This is a genomic window from Hymenobacter guriensis, from assembly GCF_015773195.1.
GTDB lineage: Bacteria > Bacteroidota > Bacteroidia > Cytophagales > Hymenobacteraceae > Hymenobacter > Hymenobacter guriensis.
The window spans coordinates 525,822-543,184 of record NZ_JADWYK010000002.1 but is presented as its reverse complement, the minus strand read 5'-3'; the positions used below and the strand labels follow the sequence as shown (position 1 = coordinate 543,184).

Sequence of the window (17,363 nt, the reverse complement as noted above, 5' to 3'; positions counted from 1 at the left end):
TGAAAGAATAAAAGAATAGATGTAGGAGCTTACGCGAAACGACGATATACGGCCAAAAAGCAGCGCCCCGCTCACCAGGTTGGGGTGGGCGGGGCGCAGTAAGCGTAAGGCAGGTCGGCTAGAATGTGCGGTGGAACCAGCCTTTGATGTCATCAATGGCGTCGCCGGTTTTCTGCTGCAGGCGGCCAAACCACTCATCTTGCTGGCCTTCCTGGTAGTCCAGGTCGTCGTCGGTGAGGTTGCCCCACTTCTGCTTGGCCTGGCCTTTGATTTCGTTCCAGTTGCCGCGGGCACGCAGCTCCGTGCGGTCGTTCAGGTTATTGTTGTTCAGATCCATAAGTGAAAGAAGCGTTAGGTGGGAAAGGTACTGATGAGCTATACGCGGCCTTACTGCGGAGGTTAACACCAGGGCCTCAGTGGCTGGTTGCCGTAAAAAATCAATTAGGCCGCAAAACCGCCTCCGGCGCCGGAATGCTCCGTTATTCTCCTTATTATTGAGAATAAAATTATATACAATCCAAGCCGGCAATGGATGATTTACGGACCACGTTAGCCACCTTTTCCGTTGATGAGCGGCGCGAGTTCGGCCAGTTCATTCAGCGGCAGCGGCGCAAAGACAAGGGCCGCATGGACCAGCGCCTCTACGAGCTGCTGCTGCTGCCCCAGCCGCTCACTACCGAGCAGATTCTGGCACACCTGTATCCGCAGGAACCCAACGCCACAGCCTATTACGCCCTGCGTAAGCGTCTGCTGCGCCACCTCACCGAATACCTGCTGCTCCGCCAGCACCAACGGGACCCTACGACGGCGTCCTCGGTGCGCGGCTTGCTCACGCTAGCCCAGTACCTGTTTGAGGCCGGCGTGCCCCGCTTGGCCTGGACCACCCTGCGCAAAGCCGAAAAGCAGGCCCAGCAAAACGAGCAGTTTGAGCTGCTCAACGCCGTGTACAATCTCCAGATAGCCCAGGCCAGCCGCGAAGCCACCGAAGACCTCGACGACATCATCCGGCGGCGCCACCTCAACAAGAAGCTGGCCGATGAAGAGGAGCGGGCCGGCATTGCCGACAGCATCATTCGGCACCGGCTGCGGCAGGCCCGGGTGAAAGGCCGTGCTGCCGAGTCGTTTGACGGGATTTTGCAGGAAGTGCTGCGGGAATACGAGCTGCAGGAGGCATTTGCGCGCCGCCCGGCCGTGCTCTACCGGCTTATGTCCATTGCCCGCAACGCCATGCTCGTGCGCCGCGACTTCAGCTCGTTTACGCCCTTTGTGATGCGCTGCTACCACCTCATGGAAAAGCGCCACGGCTTTGCTCCAGCCCACCGCTACTACCAACTAGGGCTGCTGTACATGATTGCGCACGGCCTCTACCGCACGCGCCGCTTTGCGGAGGCTGCCGAGTATCTGGCTCAGATGCACACCTTGCTGGCAGCCGGTGGGCGCAGCTACGCCGCCGAGTGGCTGCCGCGCTGTACGTTTCTGCAGGCCGCCATTTACGCCTTTATGCACCGCAACAACGACAGCATTACGTTGCTGAACAAGCTGTTATCCGAAACCTCGCTCACCCACCGCGACGAGCTAACGGCGCGTCTGGGCCTGAGCTTCCACTACTTTGCCGAAGGGCTGTTTCAGAAAGCCAACCAGGTGCTGCTCACCATTGGACAAACGGACCACTGGTGCGAGCAGGAAATGGGCCTGGAATGGCTGCTGAACAAGAATATGGGCGAAATGCTCATTCAGCTGGAGCTCGGCCACCACGATCTGGCCCTGAACCGGCTGCGCTCCATCGAGCGGCTGCTGCACGAGCGGTTTGCGGGCCAGCCGCACCCGTACGCCTACGTAGCCAGCTACCTGCAGCTGGTGCGCAGCATCCTTCTCGACCCCGACGTGGCCCGGCAGCCGGCCTTTGCTGCGCGTGTAGAAGCGCTGCCTACATTCCTGCCATTGGTGCGCGAAGATTTGCAAGCCCTAAGCTACTACGGCTGGCTGCGCGCCCGCATGACGGGCCGTGCCTACTACTCTGTATTGCTCGAGCTGGTGTGCCCCGCACCCGCCGATACATTGGCTACTCCAGAAGCCTAGAAACGAAAAAGCCTCCTGTCTTGCGGCAGGAGGCTTTTTTGTAGCTGTTGGCACCAGAGCGCCAGGCAATTACTGAGCAGCTTCTTCTTTAGCAGCGGCGGCAGCTTCTTTGGTTTCGGTAGCAGCTTTGTTGGCAGCAGCTTCCGTGGCATTAGCCGCGTTAGAGGCAGCAGCCTCAGTAGCCTGGCCGGCACCTTCCACGGCGTCGTCGGTTACTACGGCAGCGGTGTCAGCGGCAGCCTCAGTGGTAGCGGCAGCGCTGTCGGCAGCGGCTTCGGCGTTGTTTTGCTCGGCTTGGGTGCAGGCAGCCATTGAAGCGGCGAAAGCAACGGCAACCAGGGCAGATTTCAGGGAGAATTTCATGGCAATTTGGATTGGCTGGTGAAAGATTCAGCCTTAATAAAGGCATGCCGAAAAAGGTAACCCGCGGGCCTGGATGCCTTGGGCCGAAGCGCCGAAACCACGGCTACAGCTACCTCAGAGGGTTCAGCTCACTTTGCCCGCAGATATAAGCGGCCGCGCCGGACTGCCCGAGCCGGTCAGGATGCATAGTCAACCTTTCCGCCGCAGCCTAGGTATATGCCTGTAACTTCTGACCTTTCTTTTCTGATTTGTATGGATTCCATCACGCCCACTCCCCAGTCCGTTCCTACGCCTACCATTCCACTGGAAGTTAGCGACAAGCAGAACTCGGCTTTGGTTGAGGATACCTTAGCGCTGCTGAACGACGGCGTACCCAGCACCGACAGCAAGCGGGGCCTTTCTGAAATAGCCCGTTGGGAAGAGGTGCTGCTGGCCAGTGAGCGGCCGGGCCTGGCTAAGATCAAGCAGGAAATTGTGCTGTTGCGTGAGCAGCTCAGCAACTCAGAAACCGACTCCCACAGCATTGCCGAAACCCTGGCCAGTCTGGGGTCCGAAACCATCAAAGTGGCTGAGGAAGCCGCCAACGGCTACACTGCCCCCCTCACGCACCTGGGCAAAATCCTTATCAAGCTCGGCTCCTCTCTCTCTCGCTAGCACATGTGGGCGGTGGCGGTAGCTGCTTATTTAGTCGGGCGCGCAGCTACCGCCCATGAGCTGACGTAAGGCTTGCCGTTGCTTATCCTTACTTGGTTGCGGTGGCTGGAGCCGCAGTGGGATAATACCAGTAAACCAAGGGCGCAAGCACCATAATAGGTAGAGGAGAGACTATAAAATCAATCAGGTTACGACTCAGCTGATAAAGGCCCAAGGCGCCGGACAGAAGCTTAGCCAGGACCAGTAGTACTAGGCAGGCACCTAAGCTCACCGCGTAAGCTGCCAGAATGAAGCGGAAGCGCAGTGAGGTAACAACGAGCAGCCTAAGTAGCAACAGGCATAGGCAGATATACAGCAAGGTGTAAAAACCAACAACCGGTACAGGTAGGCGGGTAATGGCCGGATCGGCAGATCCGGTTAAGGCAGTTGGCAGGTAGGTGCTATAGCGGTGCCATACAACGTTGAGCTGACCAAGGATATCCTTCTCGTAAGCACCCAGGCAAAACAGGAAACCTGCTAAAACCAGCAAGCCACAAATCCATAGCAAGCGGGCAGGAAGTGAACGAGTAGGCATAACTGACACCAAGGCTTAGACAGCCGGCTGAGTGAAACGCCTAACCCATAAGCCCCACAGCAGCAAAATAAAGGCGTATACTATGAATGTGAAGGTGTAGTGATGATTGAAATCAACTGACCCACGAGCGTAGACGTGGTTTAAAGCCAGGGCCGCTACACGCAGAATATTTATAAGGTAAATGGCCGCTATACCAATAGGAATAAACCAGAGCTTTGATTTGGCCGGACCAGGAAAAGCAAGTACAAAGCCGGTGAACAACGCATAGAGCACCAGTCCGTTACAAGGCGGCCACACCGCTACCACCTGCTGACCGGCAATGGTTACTATGTGCTGACTGGCAGTACCGGCGTCGAAGCCAATGAGTCGCAATGTTAGGGCGCTGCCTGCGGCAATGTTGTTGGATAACTCAGTGTCCAGTCGGTGGTCCGGGCCCAGCCAGTTTTCATATACACCAAGCCACAGGAAATAGATACCTAGGCTAAGTAGTCCAAAACGAATTAGCTGACGCTTGCGAGTATCCATGAACAAGGGTAATTAGGCGGCTGCAGGCCAAGTAAATCGGGAAACGTACCCTAAAAATAACTAAAAATCCCCGGCTTACGAGGCCGGGGATTTAGCTGGTAAATAGTAGAGGTGCTTACCTGACCATTTTGCGCCGGCGTAGCTGCCGTACGCCCAGGCCCACGCCGGCGGCTAGCAGAAGGGAAGCTCCCCCATCAATAGGCACGGCCGTGGGGTCGTCGGGCATGGGGCCGCCTTCCGGGGGCTCGTCACTTTGCGCATGGGCTACATTGGCCATTATCAGCAGGCTACCCATCAATAGCAGCTTCAGTAGTACGTTTTTCATAGGTGAAAGAGAAAGTTATATGTTGAGGTAAGACAGCCTACTCCAGAACTACCCGCTTGGTAAGCAGCGTAGTGCCAATTTCCAGCTGTAGCGAATATATTCCGCGGGCCATACCACGCACGTCGAAGGAGCCTTGAGCGCCCTGGCTGGTCATGGGCAAGCTACGTGTTTGTACCCGCTGGCCCAACTGGTTGTAGAGTGTTGCCTTTACTGTTTTGCCGCCGGTTATTACCGGAATCTGCAGCTCAAAAGATGTACGGGCTGGGTTGGGATACAAGGCTACCTGCGCCGACTGTACTTTGTCGCGGGTGCCGGTTACGCTGCTGGCTCCGAAAACAAGATTAAAGCGGTGCCCGGAAAAGGCTTTGTCCAGCGTGAAGGTGTACTCCGGCTGCTGGCGTAGGTCAGTAGTTTTGCCGGTTACATTATCGACCAACGACACAGGCTGGGCGCCGGCGAAGTTCAAGATTTTCTCGGCGCGCAGGATGTAGGTGCCGGCTCCAGCGGACACGCCTACCGGAATGCTCACGGCCAGGCCAGTTAAAGGTGCCTGCCCGTTCACGGCCAGTTCCTTGGTGCCTACCATCGTGTAGAGCGAAGCGGTGCCTACGTTACGCAGCTTGGGTGCATCGTAGTTGTTGTCCACGGCGGCAGTGGCTTTTGCCTGGAAGTACACGTACGTGGGGTCGGTGACGCCACTGGTAGTTTTTAGCTCCAGGTGCACGTAGGGCTGCGTGGGACTTGTGGTTCGCTTGGCCGTTGTGCGCTGGGTGAGCTTGGGCAGGCCGGCTTGGAGTTCGGTGGGTTCGGGGTTAAAACCTCCACGTATTTCGTTGGTGAAGGTAAGCTCAACGGAGCTGTTGTCATTAAACAGACGAGTGAAAAAGCCCTGACCCGGGGCAATCATAGGGTCACCAAAAGATGTTCCGTCCCCATTATTAAAGTATGTCCGGTACGTGCCGCCATATTGGCTGGTGGGCGAGTAGATGTAGGCCGAGCGTTCCATGCCGCCAGGAATAACGCCTAATACATCAGCCGCATACCAGTCGATGGAGGAAGGGTAGGGGTTGCCCAGCAGGTTCCAGCCACTGTCTTCCTCGTCGCCGCGCGTGAGGGTGAGCGGGCCCACGGGACCATTGTTTACTGCGCCGGCAAACTTGAGCGTCTGACCCCTGCGGATGTTGACGGAGTAGCCGCGACCTTCCTCCATGCTTGATTCAGTGGGCGAAAACCAGCCCCGGGAAAACGTCTGTCCGTACGACTCGTTGGGCGTGGCCAACCGGCTCTCGTCGTAGCCGAACACGTTCGGGAAGGGGGAGATGCCACCGGGCTTTTCGGCGGAGTTGTAAGCAGAGTTGAAAATTGCCTTGAAGTTGCCACCACTTTCCAGCGCTTTGAATGGCGCATCCTGAACGGGAGAAGACAGGTGATGATACCCGATAAGCGTAGCGGCGTCAATGTATTTCTGTGCCACCACCGTGTTGCCAATAACTTCGCCCTCAAGGTCTGCAAAAAGATTGGCGGGTAGTATCTCGGCCGTGCCATCCTTGGTAGAGAGCAGCGTTAGCTGATGATCATCCAGGTATAAATCAGCTGAGGCCACTAACACCCCGGTTCTGACTTTGACATCCTGGCTAAGTAAGATAGCAAAAGGAGAATCGGCTGGCTTTTGCTGACGAGCCGAGATGCTGCTGATATCGGGCCCAATAATTAAGATGGCTACCTCTGCGGGCAAGCCAGTCCCGGTCACAGGAGGCGTATCGAGTATAAAAAACGGAGGTACCAGATAAACATAGGCAGCTTTGGAGCTAAATGAGCGGGCCGCTGTCTGGATGATACCGGAGTTCTGGCCGGTTGCGGCAATACCTTCGGTGCTTCTGATAACTAGAGTGGCCTCGTCTGCCAGCACAAAGGCGCCCGGACCTTTTACCAGCCCTCCTTGAAAGCCAGCGCAGTTCAGCGTACCACCGGCTTCAACGGTCATGGTGCCCGTGATAGTTAGCTTCCCATACAACTCCAGGGTGGCGCCGGCTGCTATAGTAAGGTCATGATAGGTTTCATCCGTCAAAATCTGTTCATCGCCCGTTATGACGCGGTCCTCCTCAATGCCAACTAACGGCTTGCTGATGGTAGTGGGAGTAGTAACGGCCAGCGCCGGCGTAGCACCCAGCGTAGCCGTCAGGCTTAGGCCCAGCAACGCCCGCCAAGCGTGACGGGAAAGGCCGGAAGGTGAATGGGTGAGTAGGGTTTTTTTCATAGGAAAAGGAGAACAAGAACAAAAGAGAAAATCAATTTCGAGCAACTAATAAAAGGCAGGTAAGATATATAACCAATAGCGTAGAGTCAATACATAATTATGACTGGTCTTTTTGTAAGTGAACAAAGATTTTTGGTACGTGAATGGGCCCCATGCCCCAACGAGGACAGGAGCATAGGGCCCGGATATGACCCGCAACTCCGGCTACTCTACTATCTTGGCCCGACGGCTGCCGGGCCAGCCGTGGCCAGTTGGGTACCTTTGCTTTCTTTTGACCGTATCCCGTGGAAAATTACCGCGACAAAATCCGCCAGGTATTTACTGAAGTTGGCAAGGTGGTGGTGGGCCAGCACTATATGGTCAACCGGCTGCTTATTGGCCTGTTCACCGGCGGGCACATCCTGCTCGAAGGCGTGCCGGGGCTGGCCAAAACCCTTACCATCAGCACGCTTTCCCGGGTGATGCACCTGCCGTTTCAGCGCGTGCAGTTTACCCCCGATCTGCTACCGTCCGACCTCATCGGCACCATGATCTACAACCAGAGCCAGTCGATATTCGAGGTGAAGAAAGGGCCGATTTTCGCCAACCTCGTGCTGGCCGACGAAATCAACCGCTCCCCGGCCAAGGTGCAGAGCGCCCTGCTCGAAGCCATGCAGGAGCGGCAGGTGACCATCGGCGAAACCACCTACCCGCTGGATCTGCCGTTTCTGGTGTTGGCTACCCAAAACCCCGTGGAGCAGGAAGGAACCTACCCGCTGCCCGAGGCCCAGGTAGACCGCTTCATGATGAAGGTGTTTGTGGATTACCTCAAGAAGGCCGATGAGCTGGAAGTGATGCGCCGCATGGCCAACCTCAGCTACGTGGATGAAGTAAACCCCGTGCTTACCAAGGAAGACATTTTCGCCATCCGCAGCCAGATAAACCAGGTGCAGATTTCCGAAACCCTGGAGAAGTACATCATCGAGCTGGTGTTTGCCACCCGCAAGCCGGCCGAGTACGACCTGCCCGATTTTCAGCAGTACGTACAGTTTGGAGTGAGCCCACGCGCCAGCATTGCCCTGCACCGGGCCGCCAAAGCCGTGGCGTTTCTGGACGAGCGTGACTACGTGCTGCCCGAAGACATCAAGGAAGTAGCGGCCGATGTGCTCAACCACCGCATTCTGCTCAACTACGAAGCCGAGGCCGACGGCATCCGCACCCAGGATCTGATTGAGGCCATCCTGCGCAAAGTGCCCATCAGCTAATGCCGCCTGCCTTGTCCCGACTCACGAAAACCCTGCGCGCCCTGGGCCGGGTGGCGCGTAACCCGTGGCTGCTCAACCACGTGCTTATTGCCGATGAAAGCGCCTGGCAGCGGCAGGCACTGGCCCATAGTCCGGGACGCGGTGTAGTGGCGACGGGCTTGCCCGTAGTGCCGCTTACTGCCTTCTTGCCGGCCGAAGGCGAAACGGTACGGCCCTTCGCTTTTCGGGACGGCGGCTCCCTGCCTACCGATCTGGCTTTGCTGCGCGCCCTGGCGCGCCGGGTACCGCAGTGCCGCTACTTCGAGATTGGGACGTGGCGGGGCGAAAGCGCGGCCAATGTGGCCGAAGTAGCCGCCGATGTGTACACGCTGAACCTTTCGGCGGCGGAGCTGCGGGCGCTGCGGCTGCCGGAACGCTATATCGAGTTGCACGGCTTTTTTTCGCACCCGTTGCCTAACGTACACCACCTGCACGGCAACTCCGCCACCTACGACTTTCGTGGGCTGGGCAAGTTCGACGTAGTCTTCATCGACGGCGACCATCACTATGAAGCCGTGCGTACCGATACCCGACGCGTGTTTGAGCACCTGGCAGGCCCCGAAACGGTAGTAGTGTGGCACGATGCCAGTCGCCAGCCGGGGCAGCCGCGCTGGGAGGTGCTGGCTGGTATCCTGGATGGTTTGCCGACAGATGCGCCCGGCCAGTTGGTGCAGGTCGGCAACACGCTCTGCGCGGCGTACCTGCCTGCGCCTATGCCCACCCAGGCGCCAAATCTTCTGGCAGACCCGCTGCCGTATTTTGAAGTGACTTTGAGGGCCGTATACTAACGCCAGCGTTGTTGCAACAGCCGCCAGCCATACGCCACATCGGCCCAGCCTGGCAAGAATGCCCCCAACCCGCTGCCGGTGGCCCGCCAGAAGTGCCACAGCAGGAAAACGGTAGAGGCCACATAGGAGCAGGTGGAAGCCAGCGCTGCTCCCCGGATGCCCAGCTTCGAAATAAGCAGGGCGCAGCAAATCAGCGTGACAGTCAGGCCCAGCGTGGCGGCGGCATTGTTGATCCGGTAGCGGGCCTGGGCCGCGAAATAGCTACTCACCAGCAGCTGCACAGCCATAACCACCACGCCGGGCGCCAGCAGCAGCATAACCGGGCGAGCTGCCCCAAACTCAGCCCCGAAGACCCTGCTCAGTAACTCTGCCGGCAGCCCGATAAGCACCAGCACCGCTGCCAGGGTGCCGGCTACTGTGAGACGCGCCACGCGTAAGGCAGCGGTGGGCAGTGGGCCGGTGCCGGCCGTGTGCACCATATCTACATACTGCACCAGGGCGGTGCTGCGCGGAATCAGCCAGATGGCTTCCATCAGTGCCACACCCACCGACAGGATACCCACCGCCCGGGCATCGGCATAGTAGGCTACGAAATAGTAGCTGAGGCGGTAGTTGGCAAAGGTCAGGATGTTGGAGAAGTGTGCCCCCCGGCTGTGGCGGGCCAGCTCGCGGGTGGTAGCCCGCAGCCGGAGGTTCAGCCGCAGCTGGTCGGGCAGGCGCAGCAGCGGGCCGAAGCTCAGCAGCAGAGGCAACCCAAACGCTACATAGGACGCGTAATAATAGGTGCTCACTTCCTGCCACCGCGCATCCAGCCCGAAGGCCAGCAGCAAGCAGCCCGCCAGCAAAGCCACCTGCGCCGCCGTGAGCAGGTTGTAGCTGCCTTCGCGGCGCCGGCCCAGCAGCAGCGCGCAGTTGATGGAAAAAAATGCCTGCAACAAGCTCAGTACGCCTAAATGCAGCAGGTAAGAAAACGCAGGCTGCCGGAGCAATCCGACTATTGCGGTACCAGTGGCACACACTACCAAGGCCCAGCCATAGGCCGGCAGCAGCAGGTGCCATAGGTTGCGGCGCGGGGCCAGGTAAATCAGCGAAGAGCCGCCCAGCAGCCCAATAAACAGCAGCAGGGCCGCGCAGTCCGTAACAAACAAGCTCACGGCCCCACGGCCCGCCGCGCCCAGGTAGCGCGCCGTCAGCCAGACCACGACAAAACTCAGCAGAGCCGTAGTTAGTCGGGCAGCAAAATTGTACGCGACGCGGCGGAGCATAGGGCGAAGAAAAATGTAAAGCTACGCCTGCGTCGGCAGCTGCCGGTACACCCGCCAGAAAGCCGCGCCCACCGCCGAATAGCTGAATTGGCTAACGGCCCGGGCCCGCATAGCGCCGGCATCGAAGCGGCCGGCCGGCGCCTGTAGGGCCGTGAGGAGGGCTTCGGCCAGGGCCGCCTCGTCGCCGGCCGGTACCAGCAGGCCGCAGGAGCCGTCTTCGGGCACCATTTCGGGCACGCCATTCACGCGAGTAGCTACCACCGGCAGGCCGCTGGCCTGAGCCTCAATCAAAACGCAGGGCAGGTTTTCGTAATTGGAAAACAGCACGAATACCTGGGCACGCTGCATTTCGGCCGCTACCTGCCTGGGCGTGAGCTTGCCCAGAAACTCCACCGTGCCATCAGCCAGCAGGCCCAGGTCGGCGGCCAACTGGTGCATCTGGGCCTCCGCCGGACCATAACCGGCAATACGCAGGTGCAGATGCAACCCGGGCCGCTGGCTGCGCAGGCGGGCTACCGTGCGCAAAGTGCCACTCAGGTTTTTGGCCTGCTCGTTGAAGGCAGCTACGTTCAGCAGACCTTGGCGGGGCACGGACTCAGCCGGCAGGTGAAACAGCTCCGTATCCACCACATTCGGGATGATGACGGTATGCAGGTTCACGCCGCCCAGCCGCACCAGAGCCCGGCGCAGGTCATCCGAAACGGGCGTATAGGCACCGGCCTGCTTTACCAGCCACCCCGCCAGCCAGCCCCGGAACCAGCTCCGGCGCCCGTCGTTGGCGGGCAGAAAAATGGTCCAGTTTTCGGTGATGAGGTATGGAATCCGGTGACGCCACTTCAGCCAAAGGGCCAGTATGCCCGGGCGCAGCAGGATGTGAGCATGCGTAATATTGGGGCGAGAGCCGCCCCAGTGCTGCCGCACGGCACCAAGGCCCCGGCGCATGCATTCCAGCCAAAGCAGCAGCTTCAGCAGTTTATCCAGTGGCTTCAGGCCCGTAATCCGGGCGCGGTAGTAGTAGCGCCAGGTGGGTACCAGCCCGGTGGAGTCATGCTCGGCCTTAATTAAAGCAGGCAAGGGGCCGCGCGCTACGGCGGCAAATACCACGGCGGTTTGGGCCGTGGGCTCGGCCTGCGCAATGGCTGCAATGTGCCGGGCTACAAAGTCGCCATCCTGATCATCGTAGCGGTTGGGATACCACTTGGGCAAGTGCAGGATGCGCATCAATCAATTGGAGGTAAGGAAGCGAAGCAGAAACAAAAGTAGCGTTAGCAACTGAGTTGCCCTATCTGCGCTACCTGCAGGTGCCTGCTGGCTGGTAGTAGCGCATCATCACCCGGCGGCAAACAGCACAAAAAGGGCGGACACGCTCGGTGTCCGCCCCAGGTTCAGGCTGCGCTATGGGTGCCGGTGCTTATTGCGTTACCACGAAGCGCACGGCCTGAGTGGTTTCTTCGGTAGCAACCGTGGCCACGTATACGCCGGCTTTCAGGCTGGGCAGGCGCAGCTCATGCGCGCCCGCGGTTAGTTTCGTAGGCTGGCTCAGCTGCGCTACCTCGCGGCCGGTCACGTCCAGCACGCGCACGGCGGCCGTAGCCCCGCGCCGCAGTACGAAGGCCACCGAGGCTTGGCCGGCGGCCGGGTTGGGGTATACGCTCAGGCCGGCCAGCTGGTCGGATTTCTTACGGCTGGCGGTGGTGATGCCGTTGGCGTAGTCGGTGTTCTGCGGGTCGAAGTTGGTCCAGCCGGCCGTCCAGTCTTCGGCGCCAAATGCGCCGCGGAAAGCAACCTTATCGAAAAACTCACCGCTGATTTTGGCATCAGTGAAGTCGGCGCCAGCCTGCAGGAGGGAAGCTGCCTGCGGCAGGAACTTGGGCGCCGTCAGGCTGAAGTTATCAGCGTTCAAACCCAGCGCGTCGGTGGTGGTGAGCTGGTTGTTGCGCGTGGCGGCGTTGAAGAAGCCGGCTACGTCGTAGGCGCTGCCCGAGGCGGCGGCGAAGTTGGCTTTGGCGCTGGCCAATACCGTGTTCTTGATTTGCAGCTCCCCGCTCGTGGCGTTGGCTTCCGAAGGCGTACCATCCAGCAGCAAGCCCGTGGGCCAGCCCGTGAAGACCGAGTTGAACACCGACAAAGCCGAGTTGCGGCGGATGTGCATGGCGCGCTTGTAGTCGGAGTTGAGGCTAGTAGAGGCCGGCAGGAAGCTGCTCACGTTCGAGAAAACCGCACTGGTTTTAGGCGAGTTGGCCGAGCCGTTCTTGTCGTTGTCCGACTCAAAGCTGTTGGAGCCCGAAATGTCGGCCACTTCCGGGTCGCGCAGGCTCACCGCGTACTGTACTTTGCCCGAGAAGCCATTGTCGGAGTCGAAGTCATCGTCCAGCCCGCGGAAGGCTACCAGGTGCTTGGCATTCACGCTGCCCCCGAACCACTCGTAGGAGTCGTCGCCGGAGTAGGATACCTGTACATGGTCGATGATGGTGCCCGAGCCCACGCCGCCCAGCGTCAGGCCGTTGATTTCGTTGTCGGGCTGGAAGGCCACGCCGGGGAATTCAATGCGCACGTAGCGCAGGATACCGGAGTTGTCGTTGGCCACGGTGCCGCCGAACACGCCGTTCACGCCGCCCTCAATCACGGCCGTGGTGCCGCTGATGTTCTGGGGGGCCCGGCCCAGCAGAATCACCCCGCCCCAGTCGCCGCGGGCGCGTTTGCCTTTCTCCGAGTTCGAGGTGAAGACGATGGGCTGGCTGGCCGTGCCGTCGGCCAGCAGCTTGCCGCCCTGCTCCACAATCAGCGTGCCCTGGGTGTCTTTTTTGCCTTTGATAACGGTACCGGGCTCAATAGTGAGCGTGGCGCCGTCGGCCACGCGCACGAAGCCGTCGAGCAGGTACACGTTCTTATTAGTCCAGGTGGTGTTGGCCGTAATCTTGTCCTTAACCGTTACCACGGGTGCCTGCGCCTTCGCCCGTTGAGCGGAGGAACTGAGCAGCGCGGCGAGCAGGAAAGCAGGAAGTACAAACTTTTTCATAGTCAGAAATACGTGGGTGAAATGACGCTGCGAAGTACTTATGAAAAAACGCCTCCCGGGCTACGGAAGGCGTTATGCTTTCTTTAGGCGAATGTTACCTTATTGTTAGAAGCGGTACACCAGCCCGAGGGTGCTGTACTGGCCCCGGCGGTAGCGGGCAAAGTCCCGATCGGCGCTGGTAATCTTGGCGTCGAAGTCCACATCCTGCACCTGGCGCACCGCCTGGTTGAACACGTCCTGAATACCGCCCTTGATTTCCAGACGCTGCCCGATGCTCTTGGTCACGGCAATGTCCAGCACGTTGCGCGGCATTTCGTAGATGGTGAAGATGTCGCGGTTGCCTACCAGGAAAATGCGCTTGCCTACCACGTTGTACTGCACGTTCAGCTGCAGGCCACGGTCGGTATCCTGGTAGAAAAGACCTGCATTCACCACGTAGGGCGACTGACCTTGCAGCGGGCGGCGGGCAATCTGCGAGGAGTCGCTGCTCAGATCCACCCGGCTCCGAATCACGGAGGCGTTCAGCAGTACCGAAAAGCGGTTCCAGATGTCGGCTCCGCCCAGGCCGGCCAACGACTTGCGCAGCTCAATCTCGGCACCGTAGTCGTAGGCCGCATTGGCGTTGGCGGGCTTGATGTTGGGCAAAGAGCCGCTGGCAGGCTGCTGCGTCTGCTCAATGGCATCGTTAAAATACTTGTAGAACACGCCGCCCGACAGCATTTCCGTGGGACTGGGGTAAAACTCGTAACGCAGGTCGGCATTGTAGATGGTGGCCGTTTTCAGCTCCGGGTTGCCGATAATCAGCGCGGTGTTGTTGAAGTCGTAGTAAGGATAGAGGGCCTGTTCCCGGAACTCGGGGCGGTTCACCGTCACGCTGGCGGCGGCCCGCAGCAGGCTACGCAGCGTAAAGTTGTAGGTGGAGTTGAACGAGGGCATTACAATAGTGCGCTTCTCGCGGGTATTCACCGGCTCGTCGCCCAGGGTGGCGGTGTTTACCTGCCGGTCGTTGTACTCGATGCGCACCCCACCCGAGAGGTTCACTTTGTCGCTGATGGGCGCCGTGGTACCCACGTAGCCGGCAATGAGGGTGTTGTCGGCGGTGTAGTTGCGGCTGGGGTTGCGCACTTCGTCCAGCTGCAGCTTCTCCGGCCCAAAGTTCTCCGGCGAAAATACCTGGTCGATAGGGCGCGTCAGAATGCTGTTGTCGAAGCCATTTTCGGTGCCGCGCACGAAGCCCAGCAGGCGGGCGTTGAAGTCCCGGCTTTTGCGCTCGGTGTAAAAGCCGGCCCGCAGCTTGAAGGCGCTGGCACCGGTGGTGTCGCGGCCCGTGAGGCGGCGCTCCACTTGGCCGCTTAGCATGTAGGTGCTTTCCTGCAGGTCGGAATAGAAGCGGCTGGTTTCTACCAGCTCCCGCCCGATGGTTACGCGAAACGGGTCGTCGGTGCCCAGTTCGCGCTGGGTGCGGGCCCGGCGGAAGTCAGGCTCGTCGCGGTTCACGTAGTTGTAGCCGCCGGTCCAACTCACGGTGGTGTTTTCGTGTCCGCCCAGCGTGTGGGTGCCCTGCAGCTGGCCCGAATAGATAGTGCGGCTGGTGTAATGGAAGGCGTAGTCGCGCCGGTCGTAGCCGTCGGCTTCGTTTACGCCGGTACGTAGCACCGTCTGGTCGGCCCCAATCTGGTTGAACAGGTTGCGGAACTCCACTTTGTGGCGCGGATTCAGCCGCACTGCCCAGTTGTGCACGATGCCTAGGCGCACTCCGGCCGTACTCTGCTGGTCTTCGTAGCCAAACTGCCGCTGAATGGTGCCTCCCGAGGGCTGGTTGTAGCGCGCCCGGCTTACGGTGTACTGCTCCAGTGTGTTGGAATAAGAAAGAGAAGTAACGTTCGTCAGGTCAGCGCTGCCCAGCATCAGGCGGCGCGTAAGGCCTAGCGAAGCGCGCAGGTCCGGCCGCGCCGTCACGTTGCGCATGCTCCAGTCGTTGCGCAAGGAGCGGCCCGCGGCGGCCAGCTGCTCCGGCGTGGCGTTGTCCGAAGATACCGTGCCGGGCGTGCCGCTGGGCAGCGTGCGTTGCGAGTTGTCGAAGCCCAGCCAGTCGGTAGGGGAGTTGTTGGCCCGCTGGAAGGCGCTGAGCGTGGTGCCGGCGCGGTAAGAGCTGGAAAAGGAAAACGTGGTGCCGTTCTCAATGGCGGAGTTCTTGGTGTACACCTTCACTACGCCCCCGCCCATTTCGCCGGGCAGCTCCGGTGCCCCCGACTTGAACACCAGAATCCGGTCGATAACCGAGCTGGGCAGCACATCAAAGGAGAACGAGCGGGTATCGGTTTCGGCCGAAGGCGTGAGGGCGTCGTTCAGCAGCACCGTGTTGTAGCGTTCCGACAGCCCCCGGATGACCACGAAGGCATTGTTCTGAATCGTCACGCCCGGAATGCGCTTTACCACTTCGGCCGCGTCGCGGTCCAGGGATTTTACAATTTGGTCGTTCGACATCCCGCTCACGACTACCTCACTTTTGCGCAGGTCCTGAATCAGGGCTACCTCCGTACCGGTTTGCTTCTGCCCGGTCACCGTCACGCCTTCCAGCGTCGTGGTATTTTCCTCCAGCGTAGCATTCAGGGTGGTAGTGGCGTCGGCGCGCACCGCAATACCGGGGAAGGTTTGGGGCTTGTAGCCGATGTTGGTAATGGTGATACTGTAGGTTCCCGGTTCCAGCTTTAGAGTATAGTGGCCATCTACCTCCACGGGAGCGGCCTGAATGGTGCCCGTTACCAGCACCGTGGCGCCAATAACGGCCTCGCCGGTTTTTTTGTCTTTCACGTTGCCGCTGAGCGTGCCTTGCTGGGCCAGGGCCCAGGTGCTTGTCAACAGCATAAGCAGCACTAGGAAAGAACGTTGCATAGCCAGATGGGTTGTTTTGTGCCGCAAAAGTACCCGGCCGTCATTATGCCAGCATGACGGCAATATTATGCTTATGTTACGCCCCGATGGCACTCGCTAAAAGCGTATTTTTGCCTCTCAAACCTCCCTATTCTTTTCTCTATGCTGTATTCAATGACCGGCTTCGGCAGCGCCCAGCGTGACACCGAACGGTACTCTGCTTCGGTCGAAATAAAGTCGCTCAACTCGAAAACCCTGGACTTGAGCTTGCGGCTGCCGCGCTTTCTGCAGGACCGGGAGCTGGAAATCCGTAACCTCGTGGCCAGGCAGCTGGTGCGGGGCAAAGTCAACCTTAACCTTGAGTTCACGCGCCCACGGGCAACCGGCACGCAGGGTTCTATCGTCAATAAAGACGCGTTGCGCACTGCCTGGCAGGAGCTTTCGGAAGTCAACCAGGAACTGGGGCTTTCCACTGAGCAGCTTATTGCCTTGGCTCATGCCCTGCCTGGCGCCCTACGCATTCCCACTGATGCTTCCGCTGCCACCGAGGAGGAAGAGAACGTGCCCTGGGAGGAACTGCTGCCGTTGCTGCAGGAAGCCCTCGACCGCGCCAACCAGTTCCGCCGCGACGAAGGCCAGACGCTAACTACAGAAATTTTAGGTTACGTCGACAAAATCCGAATTCTGCTGGCCGACGTAGAAAAACATGACCCCACGCGTATTGAGCAGGTGAGGCTGCGGCTTCAGAATCATATGGCGGAGGTAACCAGCAGTGAGCATTTCAACTCCACCCGATTTGAGCAGGAAATTCTGTATTATATAGAGAAGCTGGATATCGCCGAGGAAAAAGTGCGGTTGGTCAGCCATTTGCACTATTTCAACGAAACTGTGTTTCTTCCGGAGCCCGTTGGCAAGAAATTAGCCTTCATTTCCCAGGAGATGGGGCGCGAAATAAATACCATTGGCTCCAAGGCCAATGATCCAACAATTCAGCACTTAGTCGTTGAAATGAAGGAAGAACTGGAAAAAATAAAGGAACAGATCAATAATATTCTGTAGACCTGGATTGGCAGATCAGGGCTTATAGCGGCTATATTCATTGGATTTAATCCAGTAATAATTAGAATAGAAAGCGCCGAATATTTTTAGAACTTTTTGATGCCATGTCTCGTCTAAACCATTAACTTTGCAACGGTTAAGCGAAATAGTCTTTTCCGCTATTAGCTTGCCAAGCGCCTTCTGGCTTACCACTGTTCCGGCATAATGATATTTTTCTATCAGAATGCTTGGAACATCGGATTTTGTTCTTAACTTGAGATATCCGAAGGCGCCTCCAAGGTATACGTCGGAATCCGGA

At 58.9% G+C, this 17,363-nt stretch carries 15 protein-coding genes; 5 read left to right on the top strand and 10 right to left on the bottom strand.

The features are described from left to right. Positions 1-118: 118 nt before the first annotated feature. Positions 119-337 carry a CsbD family protein gene (locus I5L79_RS05780; protein WP_196954053.1) on the bottom strand — a complete coding sequence of 73 codons (219 nt, stop codon included), beginning with the start codon at positions 335-337 and terminating at the stop codon, positions 119-121. 191 nt (positions 338-528) lie between these two features. Here I5L79_RS05780 and I5L79_RS05775 point away from each other — a divergent pair, with 191 nt between their 5' ends. After that, the gene (locus tag I5L79_RS05775; RefSeq protein WP_196954052.1) at positions 529-2,079 is read left to right on the top strand and encodes a hypothetical protein; all 1,551 of its coding nucleotides are present in this window, start codon (positions 529-531) and stop codon (positions 2,077-2,079) included. Between the two features lie 69 nt (positions 2,080-2,148). On the opposite strand, the gene I5L79_RS05770 is transcribed toward I5L79_RS05775, so the two are convergent. Next, a complete protein-coding gene (locus I5L79_RS05770; protein WP_196954051.1) occupies positions 2,149-2,442 on the bottom strand; it encodes a hypothetical protein in 294 nt (97 codons plus the stop codon). A 252-nt stretch (positions 2,443-2,694) separates the two neighbouring features. On the opposite strand from I5L79_RS05770, the gene I5L79_RS05765 reads away from it, so the two are divergent. Beyond that, positions 2,695-3,096 carry a hypothetical protein gene (locus tag I5L79_RS05765; protein ID WP_196954050.1) on the top strand — a complete coding sequence of 134 codons (402 nt, stop codon included), beginning with the start codon at positions 2,695-2,697 and terminating at the stop codon, positions 3,094-3,096. Positions 3,097-3,184: 88 nt separating this feature from the next. On the opposite strand, the gene I5L79_RS05760 is transcribed toward I5L79_RS05765, so the two are convergent. The 4 genes from I5L79_RS05760 to I5L79_RS05745 form a co-directional block, all read right to left on the bottom strand. Beyond that, complete coding sequence (locus tag I5L79_RS05760; protein WP_196954049.1) at positions 3,185-3,670, bottom strand: XrtX-associated membrane protein; 486 nt, start codon at positions 3,668-3,670, stop codon at positions 3,185-3,187. Positions 3,671-3,685: 15 nt separating this feature from the next. Further along, positions 3,686-4,195, bottom strand: a complete 510-nt coding sequence (xrtX, locus tag I5L79_RS05755) for an exosortase X (RefSeq protein WP_196954048.1) — start codon at positions 4,193-4,195, stop codon at positions 3,686-3,688. Positions 4,196-4,310: 115 nt separating this feature from the next. Then, positions 4,311-4,520 (bottom strand): PID-CTERM protein-sorting domain-containing protein, encoded by a 210-nt coding sequence (locus tag I5L79_RS05750; RefSeq protein WP_196954047.1) that lies wholly within the window; start codon positions 4,518-4,520, stop codon positions 4,311-4,313. Positions 4,521-4,557: 37 nt separating this feature from the next. Continuing rightward, on the bottom strand, positions 4,558-6,777 hold the full coding sequence (locus I5L79_RS05745; protein WP_196954046.1) for a T9SS type A sorting domain-containing protein: 2,220 nt from the start codon (positions 6,775-6,777) through the stop codon (positions 4,558-4,560). Positions 6,778-7,061: 284 nt separating this feature from the next. On the opposite strand from I5L79_RS05745, the gene I5L79_RS05740 reads away from it, so the two are divergent. Together I5L79_RS05740 and I5L79_RS05735 are read left to right on the top strand one after the other, a co-directional pair. Beyond that, positions 7,062-8,021, top strand: coding sequence for an AAA family ATPase (locus tag I5L79_RS05740; protein ID WP_317191358.1), 960 nt, complete (start codon positions 7,062-7,064; stop codon positions 8,019-8,021). Between the two features lie 11 nt (positions 8,022-8,032). Continuing rightward, a complete protein-coding gene (locus I5L79_RS05735) occupies positions 8,033-8,848 on the top strand; it encodes a class I SAM-dependent methyltransferase (protein ID WP_196954045.1) in 816 nt (271 codons plus the stop codon). Here I5L79_RS05735 and I5L79_RS05730 read toward each other — a convergent pair. The 4 genes from I5L79_RS05730 to I5L79_RS05715 form a co-directional block, all read right to left on the bottom strand. Further along, entirely contained in the window at positions 8,845-10,113 is a 1,269-nt protein-coding gene (locus tag I5L79_RS05730; protein ID WP_196954044.1) for a lipopolysaccharide biosynthesis protein, read from the bottom strand. The genes I5L79_RS05735 and I5L79_RS05730 overlap by 4 nt on opposite strands. Before the next feature lie 21 nt (positions 10,114-10,134). Continuing rightward, positions 10,135-11,334 (bottom strand): glycosyltransferase, encoded by a 1,200-nt coding sequence (locus I5L79_RS23615; RefSeq protein WP_196954043.1) that lies wholly within the window; start codon positions 11,332-11,334, stop codon positions 10,135-10,137. Between the two features lie 190 nt (positions 11,335-11,524). Beyond that, on the bottom strand, positions 11,525-13,132 hold the full coding sequence (locus tag I5L79_RS05720; protein ID WP_196954042.1) for a T9SS type A sorting domain-containing protein: 1,608 nt from the start codon (positions 13,130-13,132) through the stop codon (positions 11,525-11,527). A gap of 105 nt (positions 13,133-13,237) precedes the next feature. Further along, the gene (locus I5L79_RS05715) at positions 13,238-16,027 is read right to left on the bottom strand and encodes a TonB-dependent receptor (protein ID WP_196954041.1); all 2,790 of its coding nucleotides are present in this window, start codon (positions 16,025-16,027) and stop codon (positions 13,238-13,240) included. A 141-nt stretch (positions 16,028-16,168) separates the two neighbouring features. Here I5L79_RS05715 and I5L79_RS05710 point away from each other — a divergent pair, with 141 nt between their 5' ends. After that, positions 16,169-17,065 carry a YicC/YloC family endoribonuclease gene (locus I5L79_RS05710; RefSeq protein ID WP_196954040.1) on the top strand — a complete coding sequence of 299 codons (897 nt, stop codon included), beginning with the start codon at positions 16,169-16,171 and terminating at the stop codon, positions 17,063-17,065. Positions 17,066-17,363 lie beyond the last annotated feature (298 nt).